Below are 21,441 nucleotides of genomic sequence, written 5' to 3'. Positions count from 1 at the left end.
TCGTGGATCGGGAGAGGCGGGTTCTGGTTTCCGCCGCGGTCGGTCAGTGACGTCCTCGGCCAGGCGCTCGCCGAGGTCTCACACCCGCACGGCAGACCCGCGCTCGCTCATCTGCGGTGCGCACAGCACCCGCTTCTTCCGGACGCGCTTGCCCTCGATCGCCGCGACCGTCAGCCGTGCAGCCTCCGCCGCGATCTGGGTCAACCCCCAGTCCACGGTGGTCAGCGGTGGAGTGAGCACCCGCGACACCGGATGGTTGTCGAAGCCGACCACGGAGACGTCCCGGCCGACCTCCAGTGAGGCGTCCGCCGCGGCCGCGTACACCCCGTACGCCAGTGAGTCCGAGAAGCAGAACACGGCGGTCGCGGGGCGGGACCCGTCCAGAACGCCGCGCGCCACCGCTGTCGCCTCGCCCAACTCCTGAGGGCAGGGGACCAGTTCGGCCTGGAGGCCGAGGCGGTCGGCCGCCTCGCGGACATAGACGTCGGCGGGCCGGTCCGGGGTGCTCGGGCGGGTCGGGGTCAGAACGGTCACCCGGCGGTGGCCGAGGCCGTGCAGATACTCCAGTACGGCGTCGATACCGGCCCGGTTGTCGAAGATGACCTGCCCGGCCGTACGGGCCCGGCTCAGCGAGTCGCCGACGGCCACCACCGGCAGCGAGTCGGCGATGGATGCCCAGCCCTTCGCGGAGGGGTTCACGGGAGACACCAGCAGCGCGTCGACCCGCTGGTCGCGCAGCTGCTTGGCGAGAGCCAGTTCGCGGTCGGGGTCGCCACCCGCGTCGAGGATCAGCGCGTAGCGGTCGCCGGCCAGCAGTTCCCGGCCGATGGCCGCCATCAACTGCTGCTGCCACAGGTCCTGGAGGTCGCCCGCGAGGACGCCGACCATGCTGGTGCGGCCGCTGACCAGTGCGCGGGCGATGGGATCGGCCTCGTAGCCGAGTTCGGCCGCGGCCTGGCGCACCCGTTCTTCGGTCTCCTTGGAGACGTGTTTGCCGCGCAGGGCGTAGGAGACGGCGGCGGTGGAGAGGCCCGTGGCCTCGGCCACCTCCCGAAGGGTGGTGCGCTTGCTGGGCCTGGCCATGCCGGGAAGCCTACCGGGACGCGTCCGCATTGTGGGCACCCGGCCCGCCGGGCGCCGCCGCGGTCCCGTCCGTACTCGGGCGTCGCTCTCGAGCGCGGGCCCGCTCGCCGCCGCCAACGCATGCTTGACAGGCCCGCTTGTTAATCGCTTAAGTTAACCGTATAAGTGAAACGCTTAACCTTGGTTGACCGCCCCTCCTCAACCTTGCCTCCTATCCTTGCCAGCCCGAGGACCGCCGCGTGCCCACCGACGTCCACCAGCACATCTGGCCAGCCGACTTCATCGAGTTGCTGCGCTCCCGCACCACACCGCCGTACCTCGACGGCTGGACCCTGCACGTGGACAGCGAACCGCCCTACGAGGTCGACCCGGCCGACCACGACATCACGGCCCGTACGCGTCTTGCCGCCACCGACGGCCTCGGCCTCGCCCTCGTCTCCCTGTCCAGCCCCCTCGGCATCGAGTACCTGCCGCCCGCCGAGTCCGCCCCACTGCTGGCGGCGTTCCACGACGGCGCCCTCGCACTGCCGGCCCCCTTCGGCGTCTGGGCCGCACCCTGCCTGTCGGCACCGGACCCGGAGGCCGTCGAACGCGAACTCCGGCGCGGCTGCGTGGGCCTCCAACTGCCCGCCACAGCCCTCCTCGACGCGGCCGGCTGGACCCGGTGCGCCCCCTTCCTCGACGTCCTCACCCGCCTCGGCAAACCGCTCTTCATCCACCCAGGCGCGGTCCAGCCCACGCAAGACGCCCCTCCGTGGTGGCCGGCCCTGGTCCCGTACGTGCACCAGATGCACGCGTCTTGGTTCGCCTTCCGCGCCTTCGGTCGCGCCCGACACCCCCACCTGCGCGTCTGCTTCGCCGCCCTCGCGGGCCTCGCCCCGCTCCACGGCGAACGGCTCGCGATCCGCGGCGGCGGGCGGGGCCAGGTCGACTTCGAAGCGTTCTACGAGACCTCTTCCTACGGAACTCGCGCCGTGGACGCGGTCGTTCGTGCCGTCGGCATCGACGTGGTCGTCGGCGGCAGCGACCGCCCGTATGCACCTCCGGTCATCCCCGACCTCGGCGCGGCGGCCGCTGTCCACGCGCTGCGCATCACCAACCCCGCCCGCCTCCTGTACGGCGGCGCCCGAGCCGTGTCCCCGTGGCGGACCCGACCCGAAGGGAGCCACTCATGACGTACGAGTCCCTGCCCGACCGCACCCTCGACAAGCGCGAACTCCAGGCGCTCGTCGACGACCTCGCCACCCGCCCCGACCTCTGGCGCGAACAGGTCGCCTTCTCCGACGAACAGCGCCACTACGCGTCCTTGTACCGCGACGAATACGTCGACGTCTGGCTGCTCTGCTGGACCCGCCAGAACGACACCGGCTGGCACGACCACGACATCTCCTCCGGCGCCGTCGGCATCGTCCAGGGCGCGCTCCACGAGTCCAACCCGCGCATCGGCGGCAGCCACCTGTCCGTCACCGTCACCACCGGCGAGTCCTTCTGCTTCGGCCCCGAGCACATCCACCGGCTCACCGGCGCCACCGACGACGCCGTCTCGATCCACGCCTACTCGCCACCGCTGTGGCGCCTCGGCCAGTACGACATCACCGAGGACGGCCTGATGCGCCGCATCTCCGTCTCGTACGCCGACGAACTGCGCCCACTGGACACCCCGGCGGCCTGAGACGGACTGGCCCGACCGGTCGGCGCTCAGCTCTCGACTCGGTGGAGAGGGGCGCTGACGGCGAGATCTTCATCGAGCTTCGCGACCACGGCGTCGGCGATGGACGGGGCGTAACTCGTAGCCCACGCCTCAACCGCACGGAGGAATCCGGCAAGCCGCTCCCGAACCAGGCCCAGCTGCTCAGGCAGTTGAGCCAGCGGAAGCTCGATGGGAAGACCCTCCGGTCGATCCCCATCGGGCCACAGCCGGGCAATCGCACCGGCATGCTCGATGCGCGGCCAGGGGTCGTGGCCGAGCCACGGCTCGTCGCCGTTCGTCAGATCGAGCCACTCCCGCCAGTTCTCCAGCCCGCAACAGCACCCGGGCACCGCTGTGACCCCGGTGGCCGTGTCCCGTATTCGCAGGCCGCCGGGAGCGACGACGCACTCGGTCGCCACCAGACGCCCGACCTGCTCCAGGCTGTCCTTGGGCGCCCGTGGTCGGCGTTCGCGCCGCCCCTTGTTGTAGGTCGTCAGAACCGCCATGGCGGTGCCGATTTCGTGTGGCGACAGTTCACCGGACAGGACCAGGAGCCGATCCGGAGGCAATTCGGCAACGGGCCACAGAGCGAAGTCGGCGGTCAGGTGTGTCTCCAGTACGGCGTCCATGATCAGCACGGATCCAGTGTCTCCTGCCGGGACGAGGACGCCGCAATCAAGTCCACCAACGCTTGATCGGGACAGCGACGGCGCCCCGCTTGCTCGGCCCGGCCGTAGCGGCTAACGTACAACTTAATGGTTGTACGTCAGGGATCCGCAGAGCGAGCCGATCGCATCTTTCATGCCTTGGCCGATGCGACGCGGCGCGAGATCGTGGCTCTCACTCTGGCCGGGGAGTACTCGGTCTCGGAGCTCGCCCGGCGGTTCCCGATGAGTTTCGCGGCCGTGCAGAAACATGTGGCGGTCCTGGAACAGGCCGGGCTGGTCACCAAGGAGCGGCAGGGCCGGGAGCAGCGAGTACGCGGCAACGCGGACTCCCTGGGTGAGGCCCATCGGCTGCTGGACCAGCTGGCAGATGTGTGGCGTGGTCGCATCGACCGGATCGGCGCGATCCTTGCCGATCCGGGACCAGGACCAGAGCCAGATTCAGGCCCAGATTCAGGCCCAGGCCCAGGTTCAGAGCGCGGTCCCGATTCCCATCCCCACTCCGATCCCGAAAACGGCAAGGAGCACCTGTCATGACTGTGATCGATGTCCAGAAGAACCCTGAAGCTCTCGCGCTGACGATCACCGCGCGGTTCGACGCGTTGCCGGCCCGGGTGTGGCAGGTCTGGGAGGACCCTCGGCAGTTGGAGAGGTGGTGGGGACCGCCGACCTACCCCGCGACCGTTGTCGACCACGACCTGACTCCGGGCGGTTCGGTCACGTACTTCATGACCGGGCCGGAAGGTGACAAGCACTACGGGTGGTGGCGCGTCCTGACTGTCGACAGCCCGAACGGGCTGGAGTTCGAGGACGGCTTCGCCGATGACACCGGCAAGCCCAACCCGGACATGCCGACGATGATCGTCCGCGTGCGGCTCACCGCGGACGGCGAGGCCGCCACCCTGATGACGGTCGAGAGTACGTTCCCCACGGCCGAGGCGATGGAACAGCTGGTGTCCATGGGCATGGCCGAGGGCATGTCCGCAGGCCTGGGCCAGATCGACGCGCTGCTGGCCGAATCCGCAGCCTGATGGCCGGGTGAGTCATCGAGCGGGAAGCTGGAACGGAGGGGCCCTGAGGGCCACTCCACCGCGCATTGTCCGTTGCGGGGTCGTCAACCGGTCCGGGTGCGGAGGCTCCGCGCCAGGGTCGGGATCATCACCGCCGCAGGGACGAGGTGCAGCCCGAGGAGGGCCGTGATGGTGGTGGTTTCCGCCCCGGAGAGGAGGGGCGGGACCAACGAGATCACGGTCAGTGACACTGCCGTCCACACGAATCGCTGGGCGGGTCGAGCGCTCCAACGAAGAAGAGCGACGGCAATGACGATGCCCACGACCGAGAAGAAGCCGGTCACCACGGCGAACCCGGACAACGGGATCGTCTCGCCACCGTCGGAGACCTCGAAGTCGACGCCAACGGCCCGGGCGAGCGCCGCGGCGAGGGTGGTGGCCACCATCGCCGTGAGCGTGGCGATCAAGCCGGTGCCGACGAGCCCGCGGAATCGGTGGGTGTGGCTGGTCCGGCCCGAGGCCGGGCCTGCGACGATCCCGGTGTCATTCATGCTGTTCATGTCGTTCCTCCGTCATTCGGTGACTGGCGTACGGGGTCTGTCGACTGGTGTGTGGCGGTGTCGGCCCTGGGGGTGACGATGCGTACCCTCGCCGTGCGACGGCCGGGGTTGCGCAGGGCGCGGACGCCGGTGCCGCGGAGCCAGAACCCGGCGTCGCGTCCGAGGACCGGTCCGGGCTCGCCGTCGCGCAGCTCCAGCTGCACCCGTCCATGGGTGACGACGCCGAACGCGTCGTGCCACTGGGCCGCGATCACCGCCACGCGCGCGCCGGCGCGCAGCGTGAGTGTCCGCACCGGGACTACTCCGTGCCGTTCGCCGGCAGGCGCTCCGGCAGCCCGAGCCGCGGGAACTGGTCGTCGTGGAACGTGACGATCTCGGTGATCGCCCCGCCGGTGACGCGCAGCACGTCGATCGTCAGCGGCAGGTACGCGCCCTCCTGCTCCTGCCAGAGGTAGAAGGCGACGGCGGGCTGCCGGTTCACGGAGGTGGGGATGCCGCGCAGGCCCTTCATGCCCTCGAAGCCGTCCTCGACCCAGTCGTTCACCACGGCGTCGCGGCCGACGTGCAGGCCCGGCGTGGGCGGCATCGAGCAGCGGACGTCGTCCCGCAGCATGGCGGCGATCCTGGGGATGTCCGTGGCGACGCTGGCGTCGGTGAAGCGGCGCACCAGCTCGCGTGTCCCGGCGTCCTGTTCGCCGCCGGTCCAGTCCTGGCGCTCGGCGGGCAGGTGCTCCCGCATGCCGGCGCGGGCGCGCTGCAGCGCGCTGTTCACGGAGTTGACGGAGTCCCCGAGGAGCTCCGCGACCTCCTTGGCCGGCCAGCCGAGCACATCCCGCAGGATCAGCACGGCCCGCGGGCGCGGTGCGAGGTGCTGGACCGCGACCAAGTACGCCAGCTCGATGGTCTCCCGTGCGACGGCGACGGTCTCCGGCTCGTCCGCGTCGCCCGCGGGCAGTTCGTCGAGCAGCCGGTCCGGGTAGGGCTGCAGCCACAGCACCTCGCCGCCGGTCGCGGGCTCAGGCCGGTGCTTGGCGAGCAGGTCCAGGCAGGCGTTGGTGGCGATCCGGTACAGCCAGGCCCGGAACGTCGACCGCCCCTCGAACGTCTCCCGCCGCCGCCAGGCACGCAGGAACGTCTCCTGCACGGTGTCCTCGGCGTCCTCGAACGACCCGAGCATCCGGTAGCAGTGCACGTGCAGCTCCCGCCGGTGCCGCTCCGCCAGCCCCGTGAACGTCGGCTCGTCGACCTCGCCCAGCCCGCTCACACTCAGCTCCTCCAGCCGCGCATCCGCACTCATGACGTCATCCTTCCGCCTCGCAATGTCCCGTCGTAGGTGTGACGGGTACGGGCGCGAAAACTCATCACTGAGGTCGGAAGGCACGGCTCACTGTTCGGTCGGCACGCACAGGACCGGGACGCTCGACAGGTGCAGCAGCTTGTGGGGAGTTGAGCCCAGCAGTGCCCCGCGCATCGGGCTCTCTCCCCAGCTGCCCACCACGATGAACCGCGCCCCGTGGCGTGACGCGGCATCGATCAGTGCCTGGGCCGGCTTCTGGTCGATGATTTCGACGGTTGTCCGTACGTCGGCCTCGTCGGCCACCCTGACGGCGTGGTCGAGTGCGACGCGCCCGGCCTCGCGGACGGCTTCGTGGTGAGCCCCGTACTCCTCGCCCCCCGTCCCCGGAGCCGCGGCACCGTAGACCAGCACGAGCGGCTCGTCGAACGCGGCGGACACCTCGATCGCGACGCGCAGCGCACGTGCGGCGCCCGGCGACTCGTCGTATCCGAGGACAACCGACATCTCAGGACTCCTTGCGGTGGACGAGATCGGCGTCGGCCACACTCGGGCGTTCCGACCAGAAGGCCGGCGACATCAGCCGCCGTACGACCATGAGCACGAGACCGACGAGGGCGATCCCGATGCCGATGACGAGAGGGGGACCGAGCCCGAACCACGAGACACCGCTGTAGGAGTTCTCGGGATCGGCCATGTCGGAGACCGACTCCACCAGCAGCCAGGCCAGCAGCCCGGCGCCGACCAGCGGGCCCAGGCCGATGAGTACGAAGTAGCGCACGCTCTCGGTGAGATGGCGGCGGTAGTAGACCGCGCAGGCCACACCCGTGAGCGCGTAGTAGAACGCGATCAGCAGCGACAGCGCGGTGAGCGAGTCGAAGAGGGCGTTGGTGCTGATCTGGTTGACGACGAGGTACCAGGCGATGGCGATGCCGGCGACCCACCACGTACTGACGTCGGGCGTGCGGAACCGCGGGTGGATGTGTGCGAAGTGCTCGGGCAACGCGTGACGGCGGGCCATGGACAGCGCCGTGCGCGACGCCGGGATGATCGTCGTCTGTGTCGACGCCAGGGCGGACGTCGACACCGCCAGCAGTACGACCCAGTCCCAGCCGCCCATCACCTCGGTGGCGAGCAGGGCGAAGATGAACTCCTCCTCGTCGGCGTTGTCGGCGAGGAAGGTCGTACCGGCGTAGGCCACGACCGCGAAACCGACCGACAGATAGGTCACCAGGAGCACGACCGTCGACCAGACGCCCGCCTTGCCGGGAGCGGTGGCGGAGTTCTCGACCTCCTCGGTGAGATTGACCGCCGACTCCCAGCCCCAGTAGATGAACACCCCCAGCAGCAGGGCCCCGGTCAGTGACGCGCCGCCGGCTCCGAAGGGATCCAGCCACTCGAAGGACGGTTTGATGGAGTCGAAGGTGCTCGTGTCCGCGTAGACCCGGTAGAGCGCCACCACGACGAAGGCGATCAGACAGGCGACCTGCGCCAGGATGAGGACGTTCTGCACCTTGGCCGACACCTCGGTGCCGACGACGCACACGGCCGTCATCACGAGGATGAGCAGCACCGCGAGCGACTGGCGTACGAAGTCGTCGTCGGCCCAACTGTCGAGGCCGAAGGCGAGGAGCGCGAAGCTCACGGCGACGTCCGCCAGCGATCCGACCACCAGAACTCCGGTCATCGCGATGGCCCATCCACCGAGCCAGCCGGCCCACGGGCCCATGGCCCGGGTGACCCACGAGAACGTCGTGCCGCAGTCCTGGTCGACCTTGTTGAGGTAGTAGAACGCCGATGCGATCAACAGCATCGGCACGAACGACGCGATCATCACGCCCGGGGCGTAGATGCCCACCAGCGCCACGATCGGACCGATGACCGCCGCCAGCGAGTACGCCGGGGAGGTGGAGTTGAGACCGATGACGAGCGCGTCGACGAAGCCGATCGCATGGCCTTCAACCCGACAGGTGGGGGCGCGTCCGCGGTGTCGTTGGCCATGTTCCCTCGCTCCGGTTGCGCGTGAATCCATACAACAGGGCGTTGTGGAACTTTTTACGCCATTGAGGGCCTCTTGGATACGTATGTCACCTGGGCAGACGTCTTCGGGTGTGTGAGCGGCAGCGGGTAGTTCAGACGGTGGGGCCGACGGACCCGGGCCCGGTTACGGGCGTGTCCTCACGCATGCCCCACGGTGACCCGTACGCCGTCAGCAGGTCGAGGAACGGCCGGGGCGGCAGTGCCTCGGGACCGAGCACTCCGCTGCCGTGCCAGGCTCCCGACGCGATGAGTTCGAGAGCGGCCACGGGGTTGATCGCGGTCTGCCAGACCACGGCCTGGGAGCCGTACTCCCGCATCGACCACTGGTTGTCGACCACGTGGTAGAGGTAGACCTCCCGGGGCCGGCCGTCCTTTGTGCCCTTGACCCACGTACCCGCGCACGTCTTGCCGTGCATACGGTCCCCGAGGCCGGCCGGGTCGGGCAGACAGGCGGCGACCACGTCCCGCGGGGAGACCGTGACCTTGCCCGCCGTTCCGATGCCGGTGTCGGTGCCGCCATTCACGGTGACCGGGTCGGTGCGGTCCAGGCCCAGTTTGTGCAGGGTCTGGAGGACGCCGATGAACTCGTCGCCGAGTCCGTACTTGAAGGTGACCCGCCCGGCCTTCAACCACCGGGGGACCAGCAGCACTTCCTCGTGCTCGACGTTGACGCACTCCACCGGACCGATGTCCTCCGGGAAGTCGAAGACCTCCGGCTCGCTGAAGGGCGGTGTGGTGAACCAGCCCCGCTCCGCTTCGTAGACGACCGGTGGGTTGAGGCATTCCTCGATGGTCGTCCAGATGCTGAAGGACGGGGCGAAGTCGTAGCCGTCCACGACCAGGTTGGCGCCGTCACGGATGCCGATCTCCTCGATCTCGTCGAAGAGGACGTCGGCGGCGTAGCGGGCGAAGACGTCCGACAGACCCGGCTCCACACCCATGCCGACCAGCGCGAGCCGGTCCGCCGCCTCCCACTCGGCGGACCGTTCGAACTGCGCGTCCCCCAGTTTCACGCCGCACTCCTGGTAGGGGCGGGTCGGGTGCGGCCGGGACAGGGACATCGCCATGTCCAGGTAGTGGGCGCCATGGGTGAGCGCCGCGTCGAACAGCGGCAGCACGAAACGGGGGTCGGTTGCGTTGAGCAGGACGTCACAGCGGTGCTCGGCGAGGGCGGCCTGCACGCCGGCGGTGTCCGAGGCGTCGAGCTGCATCGCCGTGAACCTGTGCTCGTCCTCCCCGAGGGCCGTGACGGCCGACTCCGCCCGCGCCGGGTCGTAGTCGGCGACGACCATGTGCTCGTAGAAGGAACGCCGGGCCGCGATCCTCGTGATCGCGGTCCCGACGCCTCCCGCTCCGACCAAGAGAACTCGCATGGCGCAGCACTCCTTCGTCCCGACGTCGCAGGGGCAACCCCCTGTCTGTTCGGTGGGCCAGGACGATATCAGCCGGACCGCCCGGTGAGAGGTGACTGATCCGGAGATGTCGCGCCATGCTCGATCGACTTCGTATGCCCAGGTCAGAAGCGGATTCTCGCTGTGCTCCTAGATCGCTGCCGCGCCTCGTGGGGCTGATCGGGTCGTGGCGCTGGGCGGCGGTTCGGTGCTGCGGGCCTGTAGTTCGATGGCCAGGGGTGCGGCGGTGAACATCGAGGAGTACGTGCCCACGACGATGCCGATGAGAAGGGCGAGGGCGAAGTCGGTCAGGGAGTCTCCGCCCAGCAGGGTGAGGGCGGAGAGGATGAACACGGCTCCCATGCCCGTGTTCACCGTGCGGGGGAGGGTTTGCAGGATCGCGGTGTTGGCGAGGCGCGAGAAGGGGGTCTTCCGGTCGCCGGCCGACAGTTCCCTGATCCGGTCGAAGACGACGACGGAGTCGTTGACGGAGTATCCGATCACGGTCAGCAGAGCCGCGAGGAACACTCCGTCGATCGGCTTGCCGAGCCAGGCGAAGACACCTACGAGGATCAGGGCGTCGTGTGCCATCGCGGCGACCGCGGAGGTGCCGAAGGTCCAGCGGAAGCGCACCGCGAGATACAGCAACTGGGCGGCCAGTGCCGTGGCGAGGGCGATGAGAGCCCCTCGGCGCAGTTCGTCCCCGAGGCTGGGGCCGATGAGCTCGTCGCGGATCTTCTCGGCACTGCCCGCGATGTCAGCGATCGTCCTGTCCACCTTCGCCGCCTCGGCGTTGGACAGTTGGTCCGTCCGTACGGAGAGGTCGCCGTCGCCGGAGGTCTGGACGACCGCGCGGGGCAGACCCGCGTCGGCCAGGGCGTCCCGGGCGCGGTCGGCGTCGACCGGGGCGGAGGTGGCGTACTCCATGAGCCGTCCGCCGGTGAACTCGACGCCGAAGTCCAGGCCCCGGAGCGCGATGCCCGAGGTGGCCAGGACGAGGGCGACGGCGGACGCGGCCAGCCAGGTGCGGCGACGGCGCATCAGGTCGGGATTGCGGCGGACGAGCCAGTCGCGGACCTTCCCGGTGTCCGCGATGCCGGTGAGACGGGGACGGCGTCGTACGGATCGACGGGCGACCGCGTAATCGGCGAGTACGCGGGTGATGACCAGGGCGCTGAGCATGGAGGCGAGCACGCCGATGCCGAGGGTGACGCCGAAGCCGCGGACAGGACCGGAAGCGAGGAAGAAGAGGAGGCCCGCGGCGATGAGCGTGGTGATGTTCGAGTCGGCGATGGCGCTGAACGCGTTGCGGAATCCGGCGGTGAGGGCGGCGCGCAGGCCCCTGCTCTGGCGGGCCGCGTATTCCTCGCGGGCCCGTTCGAAGACGAGCACGTTGGCGTCGACGGCCATACCGATGGCCAGGACGAACCCGGCGAGCCCGGGGAGGGTGAGGGTGGCGCCGAGCGCGGCCAGAGCCGTGTAGGAGATGAGTCCGTAGCAGGCCAGGGCCACGGCGGCCAGTGCACCGAGGAGCCGGTAGACGGCGATGATGAACAGGGAGGTCAGCGCGGTGCCGATGACGGCGGCCCGGGCACTGGCCTCGATGGCCGATGCGCCCAGGGTCGGGCCGACGGTGCGCTGTTCGACGGTCTCGACCGGCACCGGCAGGGCTCCGCCGTTGATGAGCAGACCCAGTTCGCGGGCCTCGTCACGGCTGAAGGAACCGGTGATCTGGGTGGACCCGCCGTCGATGCCCGTACGGCAGGCGACGGAGGAGTTGACCTGCGGGGAGGAGATGACCTTGTCGTCCAGGACGATGGCGACGCGGCGGGCCGGATCGCCGGCCGGACGGCACGCCGCCTCGCCCGTCAGACGGGCCCAGGCGTCGCCGCCCGCTCCCTTGAAGTCGACACCGACGTACCAGCCGACCCCGCTCTGCTGGTCGATGCGCGCCTCGGCGCTGTCGACGTCCGCGCCGGTGAGCGCCGACGGACCCAGGCGCAATGGCTGACCGGATTCGTCCGGGAGGACGCGTTCCGCCGACTTCTCGGGCATCGACTGTCGTGCGGTTTCGCCGCCGTCCGCGGTTCCGAGGACCGGATGGAAAGCGAGTTGGGCGGTACGGCCCAGGACGTCGGCGGCCTCACGCGGGTCCTGGATGCCGGGCAGCTCGACGATGATCCGGTTGTCTCCGGAGCGGGCGATGGTGGGTTCGACGACGCCGAGCGCGTCGATGCGGTGGCGCAGTACCTCCAAAGTGCGGTCGGTGGCCTCCGAGTCGGCCTTGGCCGTGGGTGAGTCCCGGGTTTCCAGGACGATCTGGGTGCCGCCACGCAGATCGAGTCCGAGGCGGACCTGCACGGTCAGCGTGATGTAGAGCGACAGGGCGAGAACGGCAAGGGCGAAGAACGCCCGCACGCGGATGGCGCGCGTCAAGGGTGCCTCCAACAGGCATACCGCAGCCGTGAGAAGGGTGCGGTGGGGATCGACTGGGTGACGTCAGATGCCGTTGGAGGGCGGCGGGCCCCGCCCGCTGTGACGCTCGGAGTGCTGTGGAGGCGTGAAGGTGCCCTGCGGGAGCGGCAGTTGCGGCCCGGACTCCGGCAGAGGCAGCACCAGGCCGGGCGGGACGGACACCCCGCCCGGAGTCAGGGTGTGCCACTCGCCCGGAGTGGCTCTGCCCACGCGGGGCTGCTGGCCGCAGGTGGTGGCGCACTTGTCGTCGGCGTTGCTACGGGCATCGGCCGTGGTGGCCACACTCGTCGCCGGGGGAACCTCCGCTGCCGGTGCCAGGCTCTGGCGCGCAGCTGCCGCGGCCGACACCGGTGCGACGGGAGAGGCAGCGGCGGGGATGCCCTGGAGACCGAGAACGCCGAGGAGAGCGAGCAACACCGACAGGAGCGCGCCGGTGACGGGCGTGAAGTTCCTGCTACCGGGGGAGGCCGCACGGGTTTGCTGTGCCATGCGACACCTCCTCCTCATGTGTCTCTCCGGGCCCGGTCAGGGGTAGGGCCGCCACGGGGGGCGGCCCTTGAGGACAACGGATGAGGAACGCATAAGGTTCGCTGGGACCGACACGGATGCTTCGGCAGGGCCTCAACCGACGGCCGCCTGGCGAACCTCGCCACCGACGCGCGGTTGCTGGTGCCGAAGGCAGGTCGTCGGTACCGATGAGAACGTGCCCGTCACGCAGTCTGCCCTTGAGTACGGCTGTGAACGACGACGGGAGACGAGAGTGAGCAGAAGGACGAGTGGGGCGGGCCGGTGGCGTCGGCGGACGGCCCGGGTGGGACTGGTGGGTGCGGCGCTGGCGGGGTTGGTGGCCGGGCTGGTGGTCGGAGGGCCGCCCGCCGGCGCGTCGGCGGAGGCGTCGGCCGCTGACGGAGGACGGAAGACGTTCACCGGTGAGATCGACGGGGCGGAGTACCGCGTCGAGTTGCCCGCCCGCTGGAACGGGACGCTGGTGCTCTACAGCCACGGGTACTTCCTGGCCGAATGGGTGCCGGAGGGCGTTCAGGTGGCGAACCGGGTCGAGACCGAACAGTGGCTGATCGAGCACGGATACGCGGTGGCGGCGTCGAAGTTCAAGAACGACGGCATCGGCTACGGCGTCCAGGACGGGGTGACCGACCAGGTCGCGCTGCTCGACTGGTTCGAGGAGCACGTGGGCGAGCCGCGGCGGACCGTGTCCAGCGGCATGTCGCAGGGCGGTCTGATCGCGGCGCTGCTCGCCGAGCGGAACCCGAAGCGCTTCGACGGGGTGGCCACGATGTGCGCGGAGTACGACACACACGCGACGTGGAACTCCGGTCTCGACATCACCTTCGTCGTCAGGACCCTCCTCGCGCCCGGCGAGGACATCGAGTTGGTCCGGGCCGGCGAGGATGCCGCGGTCAGCCGGGACGCGTTGGCCGCCGCGATCGACCGTGCCCTCGAAACGCCCGAGGGGCGCGCCCGGTTGGCCCTCGCCGGAGCCGTGGCGAACATCCCGGGGTGGTACGCGGCGCACGGTCCGAAGCCGAAGACGACCGAAGAACTGGTCGCCGCCCAGTCGCTGTGGACGAAATGGGCGTACAGCTATGGCATCGGCCCGGTCGGCCGGACCGAGTTGGAGGACCGCGCGGGCGGCAACCCGTCCTGGAACACGGGCATCGACTACGGTCGGCTGCTCGCCAAGTCGAGCCGGCAGGACCTGGTCCGCGACGCGTACGCCGCCGCACCCGGAGGGGACCTGGACGCCGACCTGAAGCGCCTGGCGAAGGCGCCGCGTATCCGGCCCGACGCGAAGGCGGTGGCCTACCAGTACCGCCACGGCATCGTCCGCGGTACGACGCCGGCTCCCGTCGTCACCCTGCACTCGACCGGCGACGGCGGCGCGGTGACCGATCAGGAGAGGTGGTACGCCGACCAGATCCGCCGCCACGGCAACTCCGCCTCACTGCGACAGCTCTGGGTGGACCGCGGTGGGCACTGCTCGTTCAGCTCCGCCGACGAACTGGTCATGCTGCGGACTCTGCTCGACCGGATCGACGACGGGAAGTGGCCGAGTACCACACCGACACGGCTCAACGCCTCGGTGCGCGCGATGGGTCCGGAGTACCAGAAGGTGCTGGATCTCGGTACCGGTGCGGACCTGCCGTTGGATCCCGCGTACACCGACTTCACTCCGCCGAGGATGCTCCGCCCGTCGCGGTGACTTGGCGCAGGGGGACACTCTGTGGGATGACGGCAACCTGTGGGACAGCGGCCGGCCGCTGTCCCACAGGCCCGTCCTGGTGGACGTACTGGAGACTGCGACCGTTGTCAGGCGGAGCGCCGATGCGGCCGCATTCCGGACATGGACAGGAGCCCTCGTGACGTACGACATCACCGCCCTCCGCTCCCAGTTCCCGGCGCTGAGCGCCGGGACGGCACACTTCGACGGGCCCGGCGGTACCCAGACGCCACAGCCCGTCATCCGGGCCATCGCCGATGCGCTGGCGCAGCCATTGTCGAACCGGGGGCAAGGGACACCGGGGGAGCGGAACGCCGAGAGCATCGTCACCAAGGCCCGGCAGGCCCTGGCCGACCTGTTGGGAGCGGACCCGAGAGGGATCGTCTTCGGCCGTAGCGCCACCCAGCTCACCTACGACTTCTCCCGCGCCCTCGCCAAGACGTGGTCGCCCGGGGACGAGGTGGTCGTCACTCGTCTCGATCACGACGCCAACATCCGCCCATGGGTTCAGGCAGCTGCCCAGGCCGGTGCCACCGTGCGCTGGGCCGACTTCGACCCCGCCACCGGAGAACTGACCGCCGCCGACGTCCGTGCCGTTCTGTCTCCGCGCACCCGACTGGTCGCCGTGACCGCCGCCTCCAACCTGATCGGAACGCGTCCCCCGATCGCCGAGATCTCCGGCCTGGCTCGCGATGCCGGAGCGCTGACGTACGTCGACGGCGTCCACCACGCCGCCCACACGCTGGTCGACCTGGAGCGGCTCGGCGCGGACTTCTTCGTCTGTTCTCCGTACAAGTTCCTCGGCCCCCACCACGGAGTCCTCGCCGCCCGGCCGGAGTTGCTGGAGACGTTGCGGCCGGACAAGCTCCTTCCCTCGACCGACGCGGTGCCGGAGCGCTTCGAACTGGGCACGCTGCCCTACGAGTTCCTGGCGGGCACGGAAGCGGCCGTGGATTTCCTCGCCGAGCTCGACCCGGAGGCCACAGGAACGCGACGGCAGCGCCTTGCCTCGGCGTTCATGGCCCTTGAAGCCCATGAGCACGCCCTGCGCGCACAACTCGACAAGGGCTTGTCCTCGTTCCAAGGGGTTCAAGTCCACTCCAGGGCCGTCGACCGCACTCCGACCCTGTTGCTCACCTTCGACGGTCGCTCGTCGGCGGAGGCCTACCGGTTCCTCGCGGAGCGTGGCGTCCACGCTCCGTCGGGGTCCTTCTACGCGATCGAGGCCTCCCGCCGACTCGGACTGGGTGACACCGGTGGCCTCCGGATCGGCCTGGCCCCCTACAACAACACGGAGGACGTCGAACGGCTCCTGGACGGCCTGTCCGAGTTCCTGGCGCTCTGAGGGGAGCCACCGGCCTCGTTCAGGGGGAGGGCGACAGCGCCGGATCCGCTCCCCACGCCGCGGCGCACAGCGATCGGTCGACCTCCTCGGTGTAGTGGGCCGCCGCGAGCCAGGCGTGGGCGAACCGGTTGACGTCGGCGGGGACGAGACGGCCGAAGACGTCGCGGGACCGGTCCGCGGCGGCCGAATGGAGTTCGTCGAGGAGGTCTCCGGCGCAGGCGAGACCGTAGCGGCCCAGGCGTCGGCTGTCGGTGGCGCTGTCTCCGGGGAAGGCGAGCACGCGACGGCCCGCCGAGGCCGCCTGGTGGACACGGCGGCGCAGGAGATGCAGTGGTGCCTCGTCCGTGGCGGGTGGGGATCCGGCGGGTGCCATCGCCGGGGCGGGCAGGTCCGCGTGCTGGAGGCGGTCGAGACCCAGGTCGAGATGGGCTTCGGGATCGCGCGGGTGGTCCGCGGCGAGGAGCAGCGCCCGGGGCAGGGGAGACGGGTCGAGGCGCGCGACGACCCGGAGTCGGGTGCCCGGGGCCGCCGCGAGGAGACGGAGGTTGTCGCGGTAGGGAAGTGCGGGGTGGTCGTGGGCGGCGGCGAGACGGAGCGTCAGTCCGTCGCAGTCGGCGAGCAGGCAGTCGCCCGCCCCCTCGCGGACCGTACCGGTGAGGGTCACGTCGAGGAACAGCAGGCCGTCCCCGCCGGTCAGGGCACGTGAAACCTGATCGGCGACGGGCAGCGCCCACAGACCGGCGAGAGGATCCTCTCGCCAGGCGGCGCCGGACGCGCGCACGGCCCGTACGCCCGCTCCCGCACCCAGTCGGCCCGTCGGGGAGACGGTCGCCCCCGACACGGCGAGCCCGGCCCTTGACAGTTCACGGTGGGTGAGAGCCGTGTCCCCGATGCGTACGGCCCGGTCGGCCGCACCCACCGCCCGACCGGCCCCGCCCGGGACGACATCCGAGACCGTGTAGAGGCGGCCCTCGGCGTCGGACGTCCAGGTGACCGCTCCCGCGTAGCCGGTCGCCGTGAGGACGGGCTCGGAGAACAGCCCGTACAGCCGCAGGGATCCGTCCGGGGTGTACGGCTGCCGTGCGGTGCCGCGCAGGGCGGCGAGTTCGGGGCCGGTTGAGCCCGGAAGGCGATGGGCCGTCCCGAGGACTTCGCGGAGTGCCGTGGTCAGATCGGTGAGGCGGTACGCCGGGTCGGCGCAGCGGGCGGCGCGCAGTTGCGTGACCACGGAGAGCGCCGAGGCGGCGATCCTGGGCAGGCCGCTGATCCGCGCGGTGTGAGCGGCGCGCAGCAACTCCGCCTGCAGTACGGCCCCCGCCCCGTCCGTACCGGCTTCGAGTACGGCGGCCGCGGCTTCGTACATGGATTGTGCGGCGGCGCGTTGGTCGGGGGTGGGGGTCTCGGGCTCAGTGGGCGACGTGGACTGGGCGTCCGCCGAGATCGGCCTCGGCGTGGAGGCCGGTGCGTTCGGGGAGACGGGCGTGTCCTCGCCGACCGGCGCGGGCATGGCGTCCGGTGTCGACTGTGACTGCGGCTCGGATTCCAACTCGGGTTCGGCGATCGGTGCCGCCGAGGCCGCGGCCGCGCGGTGCAGGCAGTCCGGTGCCAGCAGACAGCCGCAGCGGATCGCGGCCGTGCTGGTCACGGTGCCGCCGGGGGCGTGCAGTTCGAGGTGGGTGTCGTCGTCGACGGAGATGCGTACGGTGTCACCGTCGCGGACGGACGGCCGTCCCGCCAGTTTGGTGATCCCGGCGTCCAGCCGCTTGCGGAGGCGGGGCGTGAGCCCTTGGACGAGTTCGGCGGTCACGGCCGGGGCGACCGGAGGCAGGTCGAGGCTCAAGAGACTTTCTCCCCTACCCAGCGGGCGAGTTCGAGTGGGCTGAGGGCGGCGACGGGCATGCCCGCGGCGACGAGTTGTCCCGCGACGCCGGTCGAGTAGCGGGGGCGACCGGCGTCGTCCAGGCTCGCGCAGCCGAGCACGTGGCATCCCGCCCCGACGAGACCGCGGACTTCGGCCAGCAGACCACCGAGGGGATACCCCTCCTCGAAGTCGCTGATGACCACGACGAGGGTGCGGGACGGCACGGTGACGAGCTCGCGGGCGTGGCGCAGCCCGGCGGCGATGTGGGTGCCGCCGCCCACGCTGACCTCAAGGAGCAGCGACAACGGGTCGTCGACATGGCCGGTGAGGTCGATGACCTCCGTGGAGAAGGCCAGGAAATGCGTCGAGAGGGTCGGCACTCCGGCCAGGACGGAAGCCGTGAGGGCCGCCCAGACCGTCGATGCCTCCATCGAACCCGAGACGTCGGTGACCAGGATCAGCCGCCAGTCCGCGGCGCGTTTGGCGCGCGAACGGAAGACGGGGTGCTCCGGGATGACCTGGACGGTGCCGTCCGGGCCGCGGCGCGCGGTCGCGAGGTTGGCGCGCAGTGTGCGGGGCAGATCGAGGCCGCCGCCCGGTCGTCGGCTGGGGCGCGGCAGGACCGCGCCGTGCAGCGCGGGACGCAGCCGTGTGGCCAGTTCCCGGGTCAGTGCCTCGACCAGGCGGCGGACCAGCGGGCGCAGCGCGGCCAGCTGTGCCTCGGGCAGTCCTCCCGCGTGCTGGAGCACGGTGCGCAGCAGGTCGACGGAGGGGCGCACGCTGTCCGGGTTGAGCTCGGCTATCACGTCCTTTCGGCCCGACGCCGCGGCCGCCGCCAGTACCTCTTCCCGAATGCCGGGTCCGAACAGGGCGGCCAGTTCCTCGGACCACTCACGCACTCCCGGGTACGAAGCCTCCCGGCCGCCCCCGCCGCGTCGGCGAGGTCCGGTCAGGTCGCCCCTGCTGCCCTCGCCGCGTCCGCTGCCGTACAACTCGTCCAGCGCGGTCGCGAACGCCGAGGCCGAGCGCGGCAGTTGATCCGTACGACGGCCGAGTACGAGCCGCCAGCGGTCGGCGGACGCGAGGACGTGATCCTCGGGGGAGTGCTCAACGACTCGCCCGGTTGCTTCGGTTGCTTCGGTTGGTTCGCTTGCCTCGGCCTCGGGGCTTCCAGGTGCCTTGGCGGCTTCGCGCGCGTCGGGGTTTTCGGCCGCCGGAACGAGCTCGTCCCCTTTGGGTGGATTGGGTGGATTGGGCGGATGGGGCGGAGGCAGGAGCCCGAGCGTGCGGAGGGCGGCGCGGGCCGCGAGGTCCGCGCGGGTCCAGGTGGCGAGTGCGGCGGGGTCGACGCCGCCGGTGTCGGTGAGATGCGTGGTGGCGAGGCGCTCTTCGACGGTGTCGAGAAGCCGGTCGCGTGCCGCCGGACTGAGGGTGTCGAAACCTCCCCGGAGCGAAGGGAGCCGGTCGAGGAACTGCCGGTCGGGCATCTCGATGATGCGGTTGAGCAGCGGCTCCAGGGCGGGAGCCGCCGCCTCCAGGAGCGGTCCCGCGGCGGTGAGCACCCCGATGAGCCGGTCGGTGAGGGCGGTCCGGGCCTCGGGAGTGTTGGCCGAGTCGACCCAGGAGGCGATGCGGTCGCCGAGAACATGCGGGTCCTCGTGACCGAGGAGAACGCGTACGGCTCCGGCGGCGCCGCGCATCAGCGGGGAGCCGTCGGCGGCGAGCCGGGCGAGCGCGTCGGTGAGCCGTATGCCGCCCAAGAGGTCCGCGCGATGGGCGAGTTCGAGCAGCGCGTGCGCGTCGCCCCGGTCCTCGGAACCCGTGAGACCGTCCACCTGCCGCACCGCCGCGGCGGTCAGCAGCTCGGCCACGGTGGCCACCGCGGCCATGCGTTCCTCGTCGGTATCGAGGCCTGCGACGTGACCCGCCCGCAGACGGTCCAACAGGGCCAGACCGGCGAGGAGTTCCGGCAGCGTGGCGGAGTGCGGCAGCACCTCGCGGACGTCGGCGAGGCGTTCGTCCGTGAGCGTGGGCAGGCCGCACTCCGCCGCCTGCCGAAGGCCGTGCAGGCTCTGCGCGGCCGTGGGTCCGCCCTCGTCCCGCTCCGCGCGCCGGCGTTCGCGCAGCAATCCGTCGGCGGCCTGCGCGGGGGTGACTCCCCGGACACCGGCCGCGGTCAGCATGGCCGCCGTGGCAGGTGTCCAGCGCACCTCCCAGCGGGAGGTCAGCGCCTCGGAGCCGCCGGCGCCGACGACTTCCTTGGCCTCTCCGTACGGCACACCGCACACGGTCAGGCGCTGCAACAGGAGTTCGCGGCGGGCGTCCAGGTCGGAACGCAGCGGGTCCAGGCGCAGATCCCGCGTGGCGTCGGCGCCGCGGCTGTCGGGCCCCGGCAGCCCCAATGCCGCCAGCTCCGCCTCCACCGCCGGGGCGAGTCCACTCCGGGGCGCTCCCGGTGCCGGGCGGCCGCCGCGCGTTCCCACGAGCACCCGCTCCATCGCCTGTGCGACGGCCCGGCCACGCCCGTACGGCTCACCCTGGGTGAGTACGGTCTGCACCGCTTCAACCAGCTCGCCCCGGCCGGCCGCGGGCAGTCCACGCAGCCGGGCGAGGTCTCCCGCCAGGCGGCAGATCTCGCGGGCGTCGGCGGGTCCCGACGGGTGGCCGAGGGAGCGCAGTTGGGCACAGATCTGTACGGCGGCCCGTGTCAGGGCCTCTTCCAACGCGGCCGGGTCGCCTGCCGCGCCCAGGACCAGGTGTTGCCATTCCGGGTCCCGGATGCCCGCCGGGTAGCCGGACCGCTCGTCGAGAAGCGCGTAGGTGTAGGGGATGAACGACGTCGTCCATGCCGGGGCCTCGGCGTCTGTGCCGCGAGGGGCGGGCGGTTGGACTTCCGCCGGTGTACCCGGTGACGTCAACGCCGGGGCGTGGAAGGCGCCGACGAGCACGGCGGCGCGTTCGCCGTTCGCGGTGGCGGCGGCCAGCCGGGCGCGCATCCACTCCTCGCGGCGCAGGTCCAGCTCGGGCACGCCGCCCGAGGCGGCCGCGTCCTCGCGCAGCGCCCAGCCCGTCAGCAGCGCGGCCCGCCGCAGCGCTTCGGGAGGCGAGCCCGGGGCGGCCGTCTCGACGAGGCGGTCCCACAGGTCGTCACCGGTACGGCCCGTGAGCCGGGCCCGTAGCGCGGTGGCGAGGCCGGCTCGGCGGGACGTGTCGTGGACGCCGACGGGATCAGGAGCGTCCGCTGTCCCGCCGGTGGCCGGCGAGGGGGCGCGGCCCTCGGCTGTCTGTGCGGTTGGTGGAGCAGCGGGGCTGCCGGGCGCCTGTGCAGAGGCCGGATCGGTGGTCGGGCCGGACGGCTCCGGAGCGGAGGACCTGTCCGTACCGTCGTCCGGGCATGCGGGAGCGTGCCGTTCGGCGCTCCACGCCCGGTCGGCGAGCGGCAGGTCGCACGCGACGACCGGCACGTCGTGCCGCGCGGCCCAGCGCACGGCGGCGAGTTCGGGCGAGAAGTCGGCGAACGGATAGAAGGCCGGACCCCGGCCGCCGCCCCCGTCGCCGGGAGCGGCGGCGAGGGCGACCGGGGCCCGCGTCTCCTCGTGACCGAGCCAGGGCAGCCATTCCTGCATCTCGCCGGGGAGTTCGACGAGCAGCACATCGGGCTTGGCCGCGTCCAGCAGCGCGGGCACGGCCGCGGCCAGCGAGGGCGCGTGGTGCCGTACGCCGATGAGGTAGGGCGCCGCCGGGTCGGTGAGGGCCGCGACGGCTTCCTCGGGGGAGAGGGGCACGGT

17 protein-coding genes and 1 pseudogene are annotated in these 21,441 nt (G+C 71.2%); 6 read left to right on the top strand and 12 right to left on the bottom strand.

From position 1 onward, the window contains the following. Positions 1–78 precede the first annotated feature (78 nt). Entirely contained in the window at positions 79–1,083 is a 1,005-nt protein-coding gene (locus tag ACIBEI_RS07630) for a LacI family DNA-binding transcriptional regulator (protein ID WP_398886074.1), read from the bottom strand. A gap of 239 nt (positions 1,084–1,322) precedes the next feature. Here ACIBEI_RS07630 and ACIBEI_RS07625 point away from each other — a divergent pair, with 239 nt between their 5' ends. After that, positions 1,323–2,258 (top strand): amidohydrolase, encoded by a 936-nt coding sequence (locus tag ACIBEI_RS07625; RefSeq protein ID WP_398886072.1) that lies wholly within the window; start codon positions 1,323–1,325, stop codon positions 2,256–2,258. Then, positions 2,255–2,755 (top strand): cysteine dioxygenase family protein, encoded by a 501-nt coding sequence (locus ACIBEI_RS07620; protein WP_269655168.1) that lies wholly within the window; start codon positions 2,255–2,257, stop codon positions 2,753–2,755. The genes ACIBEI_RS07625 and ACIBEI_RS07620 overlap by 4 nt, the downstream gene beginning before the upstream one ends. Before the next feature lie 26 nt (positions 2,756–2,781). Here ACIBEI_RS07620 and ACIBEI_RS07615 read toward each other — a convergent pair whose 3' ends face one another. After that, positions 2,782–3,402: a hypothetical protein gene (locus tag ACIBEI_RS07615; RefSeq protein ID WP_398886342.1), complete on the bottom strand. Its 621-nt coding sequence runs from the start codon at positions 3,400–3,402 to the stop codon at positions 2,782–2,784. Between the two features lie 126 nt (positions 3,403–3,528). Between ACIBEI_RS07615 and ACIBEI_RS07610 the strand changes: the two genes are divergently transcribed. Continuing rightward, positions 3,529–3,975: an ArsR/SmtB family transcription factor gene (locus ACIBEI_RS07610; protein WP_398886069.1), complete on the top strand. Its 447-nt coding sequence runs from the start codon at positions 3,529–3,531 to the stop codon at positions 3,973–3,975. After that, complete coding sequence (locus ACIBEI_RS07605) at positions 3,972–4,469, top strand: SRPBCC domain-containing protein (protein ID WP_398886067.1); 498 nt, start codon at positions 3,972–3,974, stop codon at positions 4,467–4,469. The genes ACIBEI_RS07610 and ACIBEI_RS07605 overlap by 4 nt, the downstream gene beginning before the upstream one ends. Before the next feature lie 83 nt (positions 4,470–4,552). On the opposite strand, the gene ACIBEI_RS07600 is transcribed toward ACIBEI_RS07605, so the two are convergent. The 8 genes and pseudogenes from ACIBEI_RS07600 to ACIBEI_RS07565 all read right to left on the bottom strand — a co-directional run bounded on the left by ACIBEI_RS07600 (position 4,553) and on the right by ACIBEI_RS07565 (position 12,697). After that, complete coding sequence (locus tag ACIBEI_RS07600; protein WP_398886065.1) at positions 4,553–5,008, bottom strand: DUF6069 family protein; 456 nt, start codon at positions 5,006–5,008, stop codon at positions 4,553–4,555. Next, positions 5,005–5,301, bottom strand: a complete 297-nt coding sequence (locus ACIBEI_RS07595; protein WP_398886063.1) for a hypothetical protein — start codon at positions 5,299–5,301, stop codon at positions 5,005–5,007. The genes ACIBEI_RS07600 and ACIBEI_RS07595 overlap by 4 nt, the downstream gene beginning before the upstream one ends. A gap of 5 nt (positions 5,302–5,306) precedes the next feature. After that, entirely contained in the window at positions 5,307–6,305 is a 999-nt protein-coding gene (locus tag ACIBEI_RS07590) for an RNA polymerase subunit sigma-70 (RefSeq protein WP_398886061.1), read from the bottom strand. 87 nt (positions 6,306–6,392) lie between these two features. After that, the gene (locus ACIBEI_RS07585) at positions 6,393–6,809 is read right to left on the bottom strand and encodes a universal stress protein (protein WP_398886059.1); all 417 of its coding nucleotides are present in this window, start codon (positions 6,807–6,809) and stop codon (positions 6,393–6,395) included. A gap of 1 nt (position 6,810) precedes the next feature. Continuing rightward, positions 6,811–8,303: pseudogene (locus tag ACIBEI_RS07580) on the bottom strand (APC family permease). Between the two features lie 131 nt (positions 8,304–8,434). Continuing rightward, complete coding sequence (locus ACIBEI_RS07575; RefSeq protein ID WP_398886057.1) at positions 8,435–9,715, bottom strand: saccharopine dehydrogenase family protein; 1,281 nt, start codon at positions 9,713–9,715, stop codon at positions 8,435–8,437. A 168-nt stretch (positions 9,716–9,883) separates the two neighbouring features. Further along, the gene (gene secD / locus ACIBEI_RS07570) at positions 9,884–12,169 is read right to left on the bottom strand and encodes a protein translocase subunit SecD (RefSeq protein WP_398886055.1); all 2,286 of its coding nucleotides are present in this window, start codon (positions 12,167–12,169) and stop codon (positions 9,884–9,886) included. Between the two features lie 63 nt (positions 12,170–12,232). Then, the gene (locus tag ACIBEI_RS07565; RefSeq protein ID WP_398886053.1) at positions 12,233–12,697 is read right to left on the bottom strand and encodes a hypothetical protein; all 465 of its coding nucleotides are present in this window, start codon (positions 12,695–12,697) and stop codon (positions 12,233–12,235) included. A gap of 271 nt (positions 12,698–12,968) precedes the next feature. Here ACIBEI_RS07565 and ACIBEI_RS07560 point away from each other — a divergent pair, with 271 nt between their 5' ends. Beyond that, positions 12,969–14,429: an alpha/beta hydrolase family protein gene (locus ACIBEI_RS07560; protein ID WP_398886051.1), complete on the top strand. Its 1,461-nt coding sequence runs from the start codon at positions 12,969–12,971 to the stop codon at positions 14,427–14,429. A gap of 157 nt (positions 14,430–14,586) precedes the next feature. Then, complete coding sequence (locus ACIBEI_RS07555; protein ID WP_398886049.1) at positions 14,587–15,792, top strand: cysteine desulfurase-like protein; 1,206 nt, start codon at positions 14,587–14,589, stop codon at positions 15,790–15,792. Between the two features lie 19 nt (positions 15,793–15,811). Here ACIBEI_RS07555 and ACIBEI_RS07550 read toward each other — a convergent pair whose 3' ends face one another. Together ACIBEI_RS07550 and ACIBEI_RS07545 are read right to left on the bottom strand one after the other, a co-directional pair. Next, positions 15,812–17,632: a hypothetical protein gene (locus ACIBEI_RS07550; RefSeq protein WP_398886048.1), complete on the bottom strand. Its 1,821-nt coding sequence runs from the start codon at positions 17,630–17,632 to the stop codon at positions 15,812–15,814. Continuing rightward, the gene (locus ACIBEI_RS07545) at positions 17,629–21,438 is read right to left on the bottom strand and encodes a DUF5682 family protein (RefSeq protein ID WP_398886046.1); all 3,810 of its coding nucleotides are present in this window, start codon (positions 21,436–21,438) and stop codon (positions 17,629–17,631) included. Before ACIBEI_RS07545 ends, ACIBEI_RS07550 begins: the two co-directional genes overlap by 4 nt. Between the last annotated feature and the right edge of the window lie 3 nt (positions 21,439–21,441).

This window comes from Streptomyces sp. NPDC050988, from assembly GCF_044456225.1.
GTDB lineage: Bacteria > Actinomycetota > Actinomycetes > Streptomycetales > Streptomycetaceae > Streptomyces.
The sequence above is the reverse complement of the archived record's forward strand: the minus strand, read 5'-3'. Positions and strand labels throughout refer to the sequence as shown.

Excerpts from the sequence above, each read along its gene's own strand:
- ACIBEI_RS07630 (WP_398886074.1), bottom strand. The coding sequence starts at position 1,083 with ATGGCCAGGCCCAGCAAGCGCACCACCCTTCGGGAGGTGGCCGAGGCC.
- ACIBEI_RS07615 (WP_398886342.1), bottom strand. The coding sequence starts at position 3,402 with ATGGACGCCGTACTGGAGACACACCTGACCGCCGACTTCGCTCTGTGG.
- ACIBEI_RS07565 (WP_398886053.1), bottom strand. The coding sequence starts at position 12,697 with ATGGCACAGCAAACCCGTGCGGCCTCCCCCGGTAGCAGGAACTTCACG.
- ACIBEI_RS07605 (WP_398886067.1), top strand. The coding sequence starts at position 3,972 with ATGACTGTGATCGATGTCCAGAAGAACCCTGAAGCTCTCGCGCTGACG.
- ACIBEI_RS07575 (WP_398886057.1), bottom strand. The coding sequence starts at position 9,715 with ATGCGAGTTCTCTTGGTCGGAGCGGGAGGCGTCGGGACCGCGATCACG.
- ACIBEI_RS07600 (WP_398886065.1), bottom strand. The coding sequence starts at position 5,008 with ATGAACAGCATGAATGACACCGGGATCGTCGCAGGCCCGGCCTCGGGC.
- ACIBEI_RS07620 (WP_269655168.1), top strand. The coding sequence starts at position 2,255 with ATGACGTACGAGTCCCTGCCCGACCGCACCCTCGACAAGCGCGAACTC.
- ACIBEI_RS07585 (WP_398886059.1), bottom strand. The coding sequence starts at position 6,809 with ATGTCGGTTGTCCTCGGATACGACGAGTCGCCGGGCGCCGCACGTGCG.
- ACIBEI_RS07590 (WP_398886061.1), bottom strand. The coding sequence starts at position 6,305 with ATGAGTGCGGATGCGCGGCTGGAGGAGCTGAGTGTGAGCGGGCTGGGC.
- ACIBEI_RS07610 (WP_398886069.1), top strand. The coding sequence starts at position 3,529 with ATGGTTGTACGTCAGGGATCCGCAGAGCGAGCCGATCGCATCTTTCAT.